This window comes from Sphingobacterium sp. UBA2480 (assembly GCF_002341965.1).
Taxonomy (GTDB): Bacteria; Bacteroidota; Bacteroidia; order Sphingobacteriales; family Sphingobacteriaceae; genus Sphingobacterium; species Sphingobacterium multivorum.
Genome location: NZ_DDPA01000004.1, coordinates 19,895 through 33,382 on the forward strand (window position 1 = coordinate 19,895; position 13,488 = coordinate 33,382).

12 protein-coding genes are annotated in these 13,488 nt (G+C 40.8%); 3 read left to right on the plus strand and 9 right to left on the minus strand.

Annotated features, from left to right (window positions below; all coding sequences use genetic code 11):
• Positions 1–3 precede the first annotated feature (3 nt).
• Positions 4–1,026: an FKBP-type peptidyl-prolyl cis-trans isomerase gene (locus tag B3600_RS07620; RefSeq protein ID WP_046672741.1), complete on the plus strand. Its 1,023-nt coding sequence runs from the start codon at positions 4–6 to the stop codon at positions 1,024–1,026.
• A 79-nt stretch (positions 1,027–1,105) separates the two neighbouring features.
• Here B3600_RS07620 and B3600_RS07625 read toward each other — a convergent pair whose 3' ends face one another.
• The 3 genes from B3600_RS07625 to B3600_RS07635 are packed head-to-tail and all read right to left on the minus strand — an operon-like array spanning position 1,106 to position 4,642.
• A complete protein-coding gene (locus B3600_RS07625) occupies positions 1,106–2,278 on the minus strand; it encodes an ABC transporter permease (RefSeq protein WP_286752597.1) in 1,173 nt (390 codons plus the stop codon).
• Positions 2,279–2,289: 11 nt separating this feature from the next.
• The gene (locus B3600_RS07630; protein ID WP_286752598.1) at positions 2,290–3,246 is read right to left on the minus strand and encodes an HlyD family secretion protein; all 957 of its coding nucleotides are present in this window, start codon (positions 3,244–3,246) and stop codon (positions 2,290–2,292) included.
• A gap of 1 nt (position 3,247) precedes the next feature.
• Positions 3,248–4,642, minus strand: coding sequence for a TolC family protein (locus tag B3600_RS07635; RefSeq protein WP_231585215.1), 1,395 nt, complete (start codon positions 4,640–4,642; stop codon positions 3,248–3,250).
• A 363-nt stretch (positions 4,643–5,005) separates the two neighbouring features.
• Between B3600_RS07635 and B3600_RS07640 the strand changes: the two genes are divergently transcribed.
• Positions 5,006–5,773 carry a TatD family hydrolase gene (locus B3600_RS07640; RefSeq protein WP_286752599.1) on the plus strand — a complete coding sequence of 256 codons (768 nt, stop codon included), beginning with the start codon at positions 5,006–5,008 and terminating at the stop codon, positions 5,771–5,773.
• Between the two features lie 12 nt (positions 5,774–5,785).
• On the plus strand, positions 5,786–6,805 hold the full coding sequence (locus tag B3600_RS07645; protein WP_046672745.1) for an asparaginase: 1,020 nt from the start codon (positions 5,786–5,788) through the stop codon (positions 6,803–6,805).
• Positions 6,806–6,918: 113 nt separating this feature from the next.
• On the opposite strand, the gene B3600_RS07650 is transcribed toward B3600_RS07645, so the two are convergent.
• From B3600_RS07650 to B3600_RS07675, 6 genes are read right to left on the minus strand one after another with little or no spacing between them, the layout of a single operon-like run.
• Positions 6,919–8,223 (minus strand): bifunctional folylpolyglutamate synthase/dihydrofolate synthase, encoded by a 1,305-nt coding sequence (locus B3600_RS07650; protein WP_286709674.1) that lies wholly within the window; start codon positions 8,221–8,223, stop codon positions 6,919–6,921.
• A gap of 11 nt (positions 8,224–8,234) precedes the next feature.
• Positions 8,235–9,062, minus strand: coding sequence for an energy transducer TonB (locus B3600_RS07655; RefSeq protein ID WP_286752600.1), 828 nt, complete (start codon positions 9,060–9,062; stop codon positions 8,235–8,237).
• 58 nt (positions 9,063–9,120) lie between these two features.
• Positions 9,121–9,531: an ExbD/TolR family protein gene (locus B3600_RS07660; RefSeq protein WP_046672748.1), complete on the minus strand. Its 411-nt coding sequence runs from the start codon at positions 9,529–9,531 to the stop codon at positions 9,121–9,123.
• Entirely contained in the window at positions 9,531–10,238 is a 708-nt protein-coding gene (locus B3600_RS07665; RefSeq protein ID WP_046672749.1) for a MotA/TolQ/ExbB proton channel family protein, read from the minus strand. The genes B3600_RS07660 and B3600_RS07665 overlap by 1 nt, the downstream gene beginning before the upstream one ends.
• Positions 10,239–10,263: 25 nt before the next feature.
• Positions 10,264–11,703 (minus strand): SPOR domain-containing protein, encoded by a 1,440-nt coding sequence (locus tag B3600_RS07670; protein ID WP_286752601.1) that lies wholly within the window; start codon positions 11,701–11,703, stop codon positions 10,264–10,266.
• A 41-nt stretch (positions 11,704–11,744) separates the two neighbouring features.
• The gene (locus B3600_RS07675) at positions 11,745–13,487 is read right to left on the minus strand and encodes a TonB-dependent receptor (protein ID WP_286752602.1); all 1,743 of its coding nucleotides are present in this window, start codon (positions 13,485–13,487) and stop codon (positions 11,745–11,747) included.
• Between the last annotated feature and the right edge of the window lies 1 nt (position 13,488).

The window sequence follows — 13,488 nt, forward strand, 5'->3', positions numbered from 1 at the left end:
AAAATGAAGAAAGCAATTCTATTTTTCGCGGCTGCCGGTCTTTTGATGACGTCATGCCAAAAATTCAAAAAGGCTGAAGGTGGTCTTGAGTATAAAATCGTAGATGATAATGCAAAAGAAAAAGCAGTATCAGGCGATTTATTAGCACTTGACATGGTTGTGAAAACGGACAGAGATTCTACAATGCAAAGTACATATGACATGGGAGTCCCTCAAATCGTTCAATTATATCCAGATAGTATCATCGCAAAAAATCCAGGTGACCCTACTGGTTTATTCAAATACGTAGGTGAAGGCGATAGCTTGGTATTCAAAATCAACTTGGATTCTATGGCTGCTAAAACACACCAACCAAAACCAGAGTTTGCAGATAAATTCATTGTTTATTCGATCAAAGTCAAAAAACACTTCAAAAAAGGAAAATTGACAGACCAACAATTGGGCGAACAAGTTCAGAAATATTTTGAAGAAGAATTGAACAAACACAAAGCTGCTGAACCAGCTAAACTTGAAAAATATATCAAGGATAAAAACTTGAAAACAACAAAAACAGCTTCAGGTCTTCAATACGTAATCACGAAACCTGGAACAGGAACAAATGCAAAAGTAGGTGATTCTATTCATGTGAACTATGTAGGTTCATTAACTACAGGAAAAGTATTTGATACAAATCTTCCAGATGTAGCTAAAAAAGAGAAAGTTTTCAACCCTCAACGTCCTTATGAGGCATTAAAGTTCCAATTAGGTGTTGATGGTGTGATCCCAGGATGGACTGAAGCTTTCCAATTGTTTAACAAAGGTACAAAAGCAACTTTAGTCATTCCTTCATCTTTGGCTTATGGCGATCGCCCTTCAGGTGTTATCCCTCCATATGCTCCTTTAGTATTTGAAGTAGAAGTATTGGATATTAAACCTGGAAAAGTTCCTGCTCCTACAGCAACAACTCCAGGCATGGTAGCGCCTACTGGAACTACTGCTCCAGCGGCAACAGCTCCTGCAACGAAAGCTCCAGCAGCAAAAAAATAATTTGACTGTAAATTTCAGTTAACAAAAAAGCGGTTTCACCAAAATGAAACCGCTTTTTTGTTATTCCTGTTTTTATTGGTTATGCGTTAACCTTCTTATCTTCTTTTTTGATCTTCCGTATTTTTAGCCACAGTATTACTACGGCCAATATAAAACTGATGATCATAATGATGGTTAACGCGATCAGGGCCTTATCGGTATGGTAATTTTCAGCATGCTGAATAAACATTAACCTAAAAATTCGTAGATAATGGGTTGATGGGATTACATTTGCTATTGCCTGTACCCATCCTGGCATTAGACTCGACGGCCAGGTAAAGCCACTCAAGATAAATGCTGGCGTTGCAATTACCATAAGGACTTCTGTCGATTTCAATTGCGAAGGTAGGACAATGCTGACGAGTACACCGATAAAACATACGGCGAGCAGAAAGACGAAAGTACACAGGACAAAGCGCCCAAACTCGGCCTGTAAAGGCATACGGTAATACTGACCAAAACCCCAATATAAAACCAGAATACCAATAGACATCAAAACATAAGGTAATATCTTAACAAGAATAAGCCCAATTGGATTACCGATTTTACGTACAAGCTCTGGAAATGTATTACCTTCAAATTCGGAGGAAAAAGACAAAGCCAAGCCTAAGAGCAAGACCTGCTGCAGCACGGTAATAAGCACTCCCGGCAGCATAAAATACAGGTAATTTCCACTTCGGATATTTTGCTTAACAAAAGTTGTCTTAAAAGGTTCGTACTGCTGTGCAGCAATCATTGCGGGAACACCACGTTTCATTTGAGCCTGAATCTGTATGCCCGCTTTCAACGTCGAGGCACAAACATTAACAGCCATCATGGCTGTATTGGAGGTCAACGTATTGGCACCATCTACGAAAACAGTCATTTCGGGCAAACGTCCCTGTTGTACTCCAGATGCAAAACCCTTAGGAATATGCACAATCGTTGTTGCCTCATATTGCATGGCAATATCTTTTGAATCAAATAAGGACGGTAATACACGGGCAACGTCAATACTCTCATTATCGGAAAGCATATCAATAAATGAACTGCTTAAGGGGCTATTATCCTCATCAACCACAATGATCGGCATCTGCGTTACCTTACCTTGTTGATAGACGTGCCCCACCAAAACACCGTACAATACAGGTGCCCCCAGAAAAAGCATCAATAGCACTTTATTATTGAAGAAGAGCTTAAACTCTCGTTGGATCAATTCTAAAATTTTTTTCACAGTCAAGCTCTTTAATTCGCATGGAGAACCACAAGCGTTTTTGTTAACAAATCTTTGCTACCGGCAGCATCTTCAGGGATAACCTTCAATTCAAATACAGCCTGTTGCGGATCGAAATCAGGATAAGCTGAGGCGATGCTTGCATACGAATTTAAGGCTTTAATACTAATGACCTTCGCTTTAACCTTTTTGTGATTCAAATAAGGAATTTCTACCTCCACGACCTCTCCTTTTTGAAGTTTCCCCATTTTATTTTCGGGCAATGTGAATCTAAAATAGGTCGATCGATCGAGGAAACCATTTATAATGGGATAACCAGCCATCGCCAATTCACCGACTTTCAGATTAATCGTCTCCACACTCATGTCCTGTGGAGCAATGACATATTTCTCCTGCGCAGCAACATTGACTTCAGAGATCGCTCCAAGTGCACGTTCTTTTTGCCCCAAGGCCATAATCTGCTTTTCCTGTCTAGCCCCACCCCTTGCTTCAGCTAATTCAGCCTGTGCTGCAAGATATTGATTTTTGGCTCCCTGATATTTGGCGTAGGTCTCGTCGTACTTTTGTTGTGGAATAAGACTGTCCTGCAGAAGGGCATCCAACCGACCTATAGATTTTTTCGCAAATTCATATTGTTCCTTAAGTCCATCTACCTTCGCTTGCAATTGCACGAGTTGTCCTTTCGTAGCGCCCCGGACTGCCATGTTATATTGTGCATCAGCAGACTGTAGTGCCCCTTTTGCCTGTTCTTCTTTAGCATCCACTTCGGGAATACTCAAAATAGCCAAGGTATCACCCGCATGCACAAAGTCCCCTTCTTCAACCAGAAGCTTCGCAATTTTTCCCGGGACCTTTGTCACAACCGTCACTTGCTCACGCTCCACCTTACCTTCAATAGGCTTCTCCTTCACTTGATTTGTACAAGAAACAAAAATAAACAGCGATAATATCCCATATAAATTCTTCATGTTACTCATGTATAGTTTGTAATAATTTTCCTGATGTATGTAGTAATTCGACCGCAGCAGTACGTTGCTGCAATACATTGTTAAAATAACCCAAATTAACTTTGTACCAATCGTTTTCAGCAGCCAACAACTCCGTAACATCTATTAAGCCGGCTTGATACTGTTTAACAGCCATAGAAAGGTTATTTTCGGCAACTTTCAACTGCTGTTCTCCCACTTTCAACTTTTGGTTGCCAGTCGTATAGGTGACTGTATTCTTGCTCAATAATAGATTTAACTTTTCCTGCGTATCTTCCCGCTTGGTCGTATTGATATGTTGATCGAGTTTGACTTGCTTAATCTTATTGTGATGTTCCCCGCCGGTATAGAGATCCCATTTAACCCCTACGCCGACCATGACATTGGGACTTCCCTTGATGGAATTAAGTGGCAAATTGACTGTACCAAACAGGGGTTGGTCTTTCACCGTGAGTTTAGAATTGAAAACATTCAGATAGTTTGCAGATCCAAAGGCAAAGACAGCAGGAAGAGCTCCCCCCTTTTCTTTTTTATACAGATATTCATACGCTTTTGAAGAAGCATCTAGCGCTTTCAATTCGGATCTTTGTTCGACATCACGTGGTAGCTCTGACAAAAATATAGGTTTAAGTCCATAATGAATTCCACCAACCTCCTGAAAAGACACGCCAGTTTCTTGTTCGATCTTTTGGCACAACAAATCCCGATTGCCAGAAAGTTCTACCTTTTTCTCTTCCAATTCCAGTAATGCCAATTTCAATTTATCTCGATCATAAGGTATTGCAAGTCCATTTTGAATCGCTTTATTCACCTTTTCCTGCTCTTTTTTTAATCGCTTTTCAGAATCTACAATTAATTTATCCACCTCATCCAACAACATTAATTGATCAAATGATGCTATAATATCCTTAGAGAGTGTCTCTCGACTGGCCGATTCTAAATATTGTTGTGCCGCAGCTTTCTCCTGCAATGCTTTTATTCCATTCGGAATCTGTAATCCGGAAAAGATAATCTGCTTTACAGACACTCCCGCATAAGCAGCTTGCCCATGCATACTAAATCCTGTTGCTCCTTCAAACAGGCCTAGGTTCAACAAAGGAATATTAACTGTAGGAATATCAATACTCCCATTGCTATGTACATAACCGTATAGCCCGAGTGCGGAGACGTGCGGCAACCGATTTGCTTTAACACCATCAGCTTCCAGACGTGCTTTATCGACTTCGTAAGCCTTCAATTTCAATTCTTTATTTGTCTGAAAGGCTTTTTGAATAATGTCTTTTACCGATGGGTCAATCAATGATTGCGCATGTAGTTTGTTTATAAACATAACCGACGCCAAAGTCAACAAACCCAGGCATAACCTCTTATTCATCATATGATTCATTTATTCTTATAAAAATAGGACAACAACCGCCTCTTTTATCTGTTTAACAGTAAATCTTACGGTATGTTTGACTTCTGACTCTTTTTATTACGACCTATCTTTCCAAGGGGCAATAATAATCGTTACTACTGTCCTCATGGCATGAAGGGGCGGTCCTCCTCCTAATGGCGTTTTCCAAGATACGAAAAAGGAATTCATCTCAATCGAAGGAATCCTGTATTAATTTTCATTTTTGCTAATTAATAAGTTATCTTTGGAGATCGAATTGAAATTTTGGTAATTAAGTCTACCACTTTATTCGATAATAATAAAAACAAGTTTTTACCCTAACCCACTGCTTCCACGCAGAAAACTATGTTGCTTACAGATACACATACACACATTTATTACCATGCAGGAACCGAAAAACTGCAAGAACATCTACAACGTTGCTTTGATAATGGCATACAACGCCTTTTTTTGCCGAATGTGAATAGCGCTTCCATAAAACCTGTATTTGATACCGTAGCAGCTTATCCAGAACATTGTTTTCCCATGCTTGGATTACATCCCTGCGACGTAAAGAAAAACTATGTGGAAGAGTTAGAAACCATCCGAAAGAGCTTGGAAACAAACAAAGTCCATGCCATAGGTGAGATTGGGCTGGATCTTTATTGGGATAAAAGCACGCTTGAAATTCAAAAGGATGCCTTTCGAACTCAGGTTCAATGGGCTAAAGAATTAAATTTACCAATCGATATCCATTGTCGGGAAGCCTTTACTGAATTGTTCGAATTATTGGAAGAACTCCACGACGACAGACTGTTTGGCGTTCTGCACTGCTTTACGGGCAGCCTGGAGCAGGCCCATCAGGCGATCGATTTAGGGTTCGCCCTTGGTATTGGCGGGGTCGTTACCTTTAAAAAAGCGGGCTTAGATCAAGTCGTTAAAGAAATCGACTTGAAGCATATCGTTCTTGAGACCGATGCACCCTATCTGGCACCTGTCCCTTTCCGCGGTAAAGAAAATGAGAGCAGCTATTTGGTTTACGTCGCTCAAAAAGTAGCTGATCTGCATCAGATTTCCGTCGAGAAGGTCGCCGAAATCACAACAGAAAATTCAAAACGTATATTTGGTATATAATTTCAAAACTCAATGCATAATATCTTTATTATCTACACAGGTGGGACCATTGGAATGGTTAAAGATGAAACAGGAACATTCGTTCCTTTCGACTTTGAATTGATCAAACGTAATCTCCCTGATTTAAGTCGCTTAGACTATAAGCTGACCGTGCACTCTTTCGAACCTATTATCGATTCATCCAACATGAAGCCTGAAATATGGATTGAAATGGCACAAATTATTAAGGATAACTATGCGAATTACGACGGTTTTGTTATTCTACACGGTTCCGATACAATGGCTTTTACGGCCTCCGTACTGAGCTTTATGTTGGAAGGACTCCAAAAACCGGTCATTTTATCCGGCTCTCAGCTACCTATCGGTGAGATCCGAACGGACGCCAGGGAGAATATGATGACAGCGTTGGAAATCGCTTCGGCGAAGCAGGATGGCATCTCCATTATCCAAGAGGTATGTATTCTTTTCGACAATAAATTATTCCGCGGCAATCGCTCATTTAAATATAATTCGGCCAAATTTGAGGCCTTTAGATCGCCAAACTATCCTGTATTGGTCGAAGCTGGTATTCACCTCAAATACAATACAGATGCTTTATTAAATAATATTGATAAAGAATTTATCCTACATACCAAACTGGACAACAGGGTAGCTGTATTAAAATTATTTCCGGGAATCTCTGCGCAAACTATCAAAGCAGTCCTGGATTCCGATGTCCGCTCCATTGTTATGGAAACATTTGGATCGGGCAATACAACCACCGACACCTGGTTTCTGGATCTATTGAAGGAAGCCATTGAACAAGGTAAAAATATCCTCAACATTTCACAATGTAAAGTAGGGTCTGTTGAATTAGGTCGTTATGAGACTTCACAAGGACTTAAATCTATCGGCGTGCTCAATGGCTACGACCTTACATTTGAAGCGGCAGTAACTAAATTGATGTATCTTCAAGGTGAGTTAGAAGATCAAAAAGAAGTCGCCTATTGGATTGAAAAGGATATTCGTGGTGAATTGACAATCAATGACTAATGACCAACGGTACAAAAGTATAAAAAGGGAGCTGCGCGTCATGCAGCTCCCTTTTTATGATCAATTTCTATGAATTCCTCCCGCAGATTTATTTGCGAGAAAAGGTGATATTCCTATTCGTGCGTCAAACTAGCCAGCACTTCCGCAACAACAAAATTGCTTCCGCCAACAAAAATTAGGTTACCTTGCTGATACGCCTCTTTTGCTGCATCAAACGCGGCTTCCACGGATGGATAATCGAGTCCAACTAGACCAAATTCCAAAGCTTCTTTTCGCAACACATCCGCTGGCATTGCACGCGGCATATCCGGAGCGGAGAAATAATAGATTGCATCCTTCGGCAGATAAGGCAACATATGGGATAAATCCTTATCACGCATTGCCCCTATCACAAAGTGCAATTTATCATAAACCGTTGTCGCCAAATTTTTGAGCACTTCATGAATTCCGTCCTCGTTATGCCCTGTATCGCAGATGATAAATGGATCCTTAGACAATTGTTGCCACCGCCCTTGAATTCCTGTACTTGTTTGCACGTTTTTCAGCGCGCGATGAATATGTTGATCACTGATCTCAAAGCCCAGTTGACGTAACTCATCCACAGCTAATAACACGCCGGCAAGATTTTTCACCTGATAAGAGCCTTTAAGATCGAGCTGATATGTTGCTTGATGACCGTTAGGATCAATAGCCTGCACTGTTAAATAATCTTGGTCGACTGCCAGCATCTTGGTCTCATACTTGTCAGAAGCGAATTGTATCGGCGCATGCTCCATCGCTGCTTTATCCACAAACACAGCAGCCGTTTCTTCGGCATATTCCGAAATAACGACAGGTGTATCTCTTTTGATAATTCCCGCCTTCTCCGCAGCAATTTCTGCCAGTGTATTACCGAGAAGATTCATGTGATCAAAACCGATATTGGTAATTACGGACAGCAAAGGCTGAATAATATTGGTGCTATCCAAACGCCCGCCAAGGCCGACTTCAATGACAGCGATATCAACCTTTTTCTTCTCGAAATAATCAAAAGCCATGGCTACAGTAATTTCGAAAAAGGATGGACTGACTTCTTCTATAAGCTCGCGATGGGTATTGACAAAATCGACAACAAATTCTTGCTCACATAACTTTCCATTGACACGAATACGTTCTCTGAAATCCAGTAAATGTGGTGAAGTATAGAGACCGGTCTTATAGCCTGCTTCGGCCAAAATAGCGGCCAACATATGGGAGGTAGATCCCTTTCCGTTTGTGCCAGCAATATGTAACGTTTTGAATTTTCGCTGTGGGTCGTCCAACGCTGCGCAAAGTTTGATGGTATTGTCAAGGTCTTTTTTGAAGGCAGAGGCGCCATCCCTTGTAAACATAGGCAATCGAGTATACAGATACTCAATTGCCTCATTATAAGCATTCATGTGAATGATTTTTATCTTAATCTAAAATTGAACACAATCCGTCCCGTCTGTGAGTCGGGAGCATTCGGCAATTGGTTTAGCCTAGCGCCACGTACCGCACGCTCACATTTCTCCAATAACGATGGATCGGTGATCGTCGTTCCTTTTACACCAGCACGCGCATAGGTGATAACCCCTTGCTTATTGACTCTAAACTCCACAGCGACCTTTCCTGCTTGCTGTCCATTGTCGTCGATACTTGGCCGTTGCGTAAAGCTTCGGTTTTCAATAGACAACATCATGTTACCGTTTCCAGATCCTCCTTCGCCATAATTACTTGCTAAAGGATCACCTAGTTTGGAACCCTGATTTCCAGGTGTTGTTCCTGTACCATCACCAGCTCCTTTACCATTATTTTTATTCCCTTTAAAAAGTGCTTTAGCGTTTGCCTGCGGAGCCACTTCCTTCACTTCTTTGGTGGTTTCAGGCGCCTTTGATACTACCTTTTTTTCGGTTTTTGTTACCGCAGGAGCATCTTCCAGATCTTGCGTAGCGACTGTCTTCTCCGCAACTTGCTGCGTTGGAGTTGGGGTAGGTGTTTCGACAGGATCGATACGGTCTGGGCGCTCATTATTCGCATTGGGATCTACAGAAGGTTCCTCAACGCTCATATAGTCATCCCCCATACCTTCGGGTGATGTCCCATAATTAACGATCATTCCCCCCATTCCATATTCATCCGGAGCCTGTGCCTTAAAAACAACAAAAAAACCAATCAAGAGCAACGATGCCATGACTAGAGTCGATATCCCCAGCGCTTTGGGGAAATTATTTTCTTCATGTTGAAGATGATATCTCATCGCATTAATCTCCTATATTAACATATGAACAATAAACTCTCAAAAAGTTTAATTATTCTTACTTATCTTTTTTGGGTTCTGTTGCCAATACCACTTTAATCTTCAATCGATTAGCTACATCCATAACAGAAATAACATTTTGAATGGGAACCGTATTATCGACATAGAGCATAATTGTCACTTCCTCGCCTGCAGCCATTTGGGATTGAATTGCAGCCTCCAATCCTTCAATTGGAACGGGTGTTTTATCAATAAAATAGCCCAAATCTTTTGTAATCGATACCGTGACGGTCTTTTTAGCAACAGATTGTTCTCCCGCACTTGACTTTGGCAACAATAGCTTCACCACTTGCGGATTAGAAACTGCAGAAGCCAACAGGAAGAATAACATCAGGAAAAACATGATATCATTCAGCGCTGAAGTATGTACTTCCGCAGATGGTTTATTTTTTCTACTTCGTAAGTTCATTATCTTCCGGGTTCATCCAATAAATCAATAAATTCTACTGCATCCGTTTCCATCCGTAAAATCAATCGTTCCACCATCATATTCAGGATATGGTAGCCTAAATAAGCTAAGATACCCACCGCAAGACCTGATGCAGACGATACCATTTTTACATATAGTCCCCCAGATACAGAAGCAATATCAATACCACCTGCTAATTCCACGTCGTGGAAAATCTTAATTACTCCAAAGATCGTACCTACGAAACCAAGCATAGGGGCAATACCAGCAATAATACCCAAAATATTGATGTTCTTTTCTAACTTGGCAACTTCCAATTTACCCACGTTTTCGATCGCTCCTTCAATATCTTTGATCGGTCTGCCGACACGCAATAAGCCTTTTTGCAACATGCGTCCCAAAGCTGAGTTACTTGAACGAACTACAGCTAACGCTGAATCCAAGTTCCCCGACAACACATTTGCCTTTACTTGCGACATTAAGCTGTTATCATATTTTGCAGCACGACGAATCGTCAAATAACGCTCAAAAAAGATAACCAATCCAATAAAGAACAACAGTAAGATTGGAACCATAATCCATCCCCCTTTGATCATCATATCGATCAAACTCATGTTTTCTGTAGGCGCAGCAGCAGGTAATGGTTGTTGTGCAGCTTGATTAAACGAATCCACAGCAGCCCGTGCTGTATCTTGTACTAATGACATAATTATTAATAGTTTTATATAGTTTCTATAATGTTTCTACCCATGCACCTTCAATCTTTTTCTCAACAGATTTCTTAGCGAGGTCTGCCTCGGATTTTGTCATGTAGGTATTTAAGATAATTTTCTTTCTATTTCTTTTAAATTTTCCCTCTACTGCGCGTGCCGTTTTGTAGCCCATTTCGCGAAGACGCTTAGCTTCCTGCTCGGCTTGTGCCATTGTCTTTGCAGAACCTATTACCAATTGATATTTGGGCTGCGCTACAGGAATGGACTCTTTAATCACAGGATTTGCTTCCAGAACCGGAGGTTTTGCTGCAGCATTGGTCGCTGGTACAGCTGCTGTCTTTTTAACAGAATCGGCTACATTACGCTTAGCCAATGAATCGACTTGCTTTAAACTATCGGCTTGCGTATTGGACAAGGTATCAGCAGGCATGATCGGCTTTTGTTGAACAAGGGTATCTGCCGTCTTTACGACAGGTTTGGTCGACCCGAATAACGAATCCTTTAATGCAGGATTGGTGTAAACGACCGCAACAGCAACCATTGCCAGCACAATAATTCCAGTCATCCAATACCAGATCGCATTTGAATTACGCGGCTCTTCCTCATAGATATTTGGTGCATATGCCGAATTGGCGTTAGCCGACGCAATAGCACCGATTTCTTTTTTTGAAGCGATTTCTTCCTCTGGAGTAACCGATTGATTACTACCAGCTATCAAAGCTGCCTCCACAGGTTCAAGCTCCTCCGTTTCCTCTTTTGTTAATGGAGATTCTTCGGTTTCATCATCATTAAGATCATTTGCCAATTCAGTTTCCTGTACAGTCTCATTCAATACAGGATCCTTTACAACGGCCGGCTCGTGTGCTGTTTCAGTTTCCTCTTCAACCTCGATCGTTTCGTCTTGATCATCTGCCGTATCCGAAATAGACTCCCCGACAGGCTCTATGTTATGATCAACTTCCACTACAGGATCTTCTTCAATAACAGAGGCATCTTCAACAGCTAAGTTCGTAAGTTCTTCTTCTTTCGCTTCTTCCAAAGAAGAAACGACTGTTTCAATCTCTGGTGCAACAAGATTTGTAACGGGCTGGAAATCGAATCCAGATAGATCCAAGGGTTTGAAGACTAAACTTGCGCCATAACTAATCAATAAGCCAAGATCATCCAATTTGACCTGTCCAAATTGCCCCAAATCAGCCCGCAGGTTCTCAACAGTTTCCGACAAGATCTGTTGCGCCTGATTTAGGCCCAAGTTTTCCTGTTGCTGGATGTAGTGAACAATATTAAATCCATGTTGAGCAGAGTAGTCCAGTTCAACATAAGAAATTGGTGGCAAAAACACATTATTTTGTTTATCGAACTGAGCCGGAGAGTGAATTCGTTTGAACACACCTATTCCGGGCACGTATACTTCCGCATAACGTTTTAATAAACTATTGATGTTTTTGCCTAGATTCATCGCGCACTATGTTTAAGATGCAAATTTATAATCTTAATTCGTTAAAACGAATAATTAAGACCACCAATTACATTAAAGCCCAATCTTGGGTAATACATATAACGTTCGTATTCTTTTCCAAAAATGTTATTTGCTTTGACGAAAATACCAAATTGTTTTTTGATTCGGTATTCTGCGCCTGCATTAAGATCAGCAAATGAACCTATTGTTGCCTTATGCCCACTGTTGGCAATACGACTGCCATCTGTGTTATAATCATAAATATATGCATAGGTATTGCCTTGTGTAGAAAGTTCAGCATCTACGAAAAATTTATCGGAAATATTGAAGCGAGCATTAGCCTGCATGCGGAATTTTGGCAATCCCCATGCTTCTTCCTCATCACTCAATTTATAATCGTCTATATACACTTTTCCGCCCAGGTTAACCAGTTGTGAAAGACGTACATTGATTTCCCCTTCCAATCCCATATGTTTAGCCTTATTGATCACGCCATCATAAACAACATCAAAAGCCCAAGGAACATAACCATTTTGACTATCGCCAAATGCACTATTTTTAAATAAAGGCAGTCCCTCTATCTGCTTGTAGAAGACCTTCACTTTATACCCAAATGTTGCACCAGCATTTCCTTTCAAACCCGCATAAACATTCATTTTCTCAATCGAGTTGATCATTTTAGCGTTAGGAGCCAAATACGGATTCTCTTTAGCGAAACTACGGAAAGAAGCTTGTTTTACGCCACCGTTAATTCCGGCAAACAAAGAGATGTATTCAGGTGCCAAAGCAAAATCAGCCTCGACCGATGGGAAAATATTGAATCTTGAGCTATCGCCAAATTCAGAAGTTAAATTCGCCCCCAAGGTTACGTTATAGTTGTCGCCCTTAAAACGAATATATGGATTGATAACTGCTAAGTGATTTTTTACCTCGGCACTATCTTTCACGTTATTCATTGTCACGCTTAAATTTGCACCAACATTGAATGCACTTAAACGTTTGTTCAGATAACCGGATAATGCGATGGAATTTTCTTTGGCTTTGTAGGCATCTTTAAACAAATAGCCATCAACTTTTGCGGAATAGCTTAATGCCTGCTCATTTTTTGGATCCACATTACTTGACAGCTCTCCATTCAAATAGATATCTGTAAAAGTCTGTTTATCCGGAGTCGTATTCAACAAAGTTGTTCCCGATTGGTCAAAAGTCTGACCGTAGAAATTTGTTCCATAACGATTGTATCCGATGGTACCTTTAACGGTTACCGCATCCAATACACGGCGACCAAAGATACCGACATCCTGTGTGCTGAACTTCTGTCCGTCAATATTACCCTTTTGGCTCAAATGTTTTGCAAATAAGCCAAACCGTGTGTTTTCAAACTGCTCAGAAGCTAAATAAGCCTCTCCCAATATACTGTTATAGTTACCGATACCAAATTTGACATAGTTGCTACTATGCTCAAAAGGTTGCGCAAAAGGAATCTCCTGTACATTCAATTGTTTCAAACCCGTATTGATATCCAATTTCTTGTCCAAAATATTGTTGTAGGACAATTTGGGTTGGTATTCCCGTTTGTTGGTCATATCCGGACTGCGGCGGATTTTTACAGCATCCGCAAGAATTGGTTTATAATCACGAACAACATCAAAAGAATCGATAGTGACCGGTTTTTCAGGATCATTCTTCTTGCCTGTTTCCTGTGCAAAAGAATTCAATCCCACGCCCATCAAAAGCGCTGCTAAAGTATATTTCTTCACGTTTCTATTTTGCAACTTCTTCATT

What these genes read in the sequence shown, in the direction of transcription:
- B3600_RS07655 (WP_286752600.1), bottom strand. Translation starts at nt 9,062, where the DNA reads ATGAGATATCATCTTCAACATGAAGAAAATAATTTCCCCAAAGCGCTG.
- B3600_RS07675 (WP_286752602.1), bottom strand. Translation starts at nt 13,487, where the DNA reads ATGAAGAAGTTGCAAAATAGAAACGTGAAGAAATATACTTTAGCAGCG.
- B3600_RS07640 (WP_286752599.1), top strand. Translation starts at nt 5,006, where the DNA reads ATGTTGCTTACAGATACACATACACACATTTATTACCATGCAGGAACC.
- B3600_RS07660 (WP_046672748.1), bottom strand. Translation starts at nt 9,531, where the DNA reads ATGAACTTACGAAGTAGAAAAAATAAACCATCTGCGGAAGTACATACT.
- B3600_RS07620 (WP_046672741.1), top strand. Translation starts at nt 4, where the DNA reads ATGAAGAAAGCAATTCTATTTTTCGCGGCTGCCGGTCTTTTGATGACG.
- B3600_RS07670 (WP_286752601.1), bottom strand. Translation starts at nt 11,703, where the DNA reads ATGAATCTAGGCAAAAACATCAATAGTTTATTAAAACGTTATGCGGAA.
- B3600_RS07665 (WP_046672749.1), bottom strand. Translation starts at nt 10,238, where the DNA reads ATGTCATTAGTACAAGATACAGCACGGGCTGCTGTGGATTCGTTTAAT.
- B3600_RS07635 (WP_231585215.1), bottom strand. Translation starts at nt 4,642, where the DNA reads ATGATGAATAAGAGGTTATGCCTGGGTTTGTTGACTTTGGCGTCGGTT.
- B3600_RS07645 (WP_046672745.1), top strand. Translation starts at nt 5,786, where the DNA reads ATGCATAATATCTTTATTATCTACACAGGTGGGACCATTGGAATGGTT.
- B3600_RS07650 (WP_286709674.1), bottom strand. Translation starts at nt 8,223, where the DNA reads ATGAATGCTTATAATGAGGCAATTGAGTATCTGTATACTCGATTGCCT.
- B3600_RS07630 (WP_286752598.1), bottom strand. Translation starts at nt 3,246, where the DNA reads ATGAAGAATTTATATGGGATATTATCGCTGTTTATTTTTGTTTCTTGT.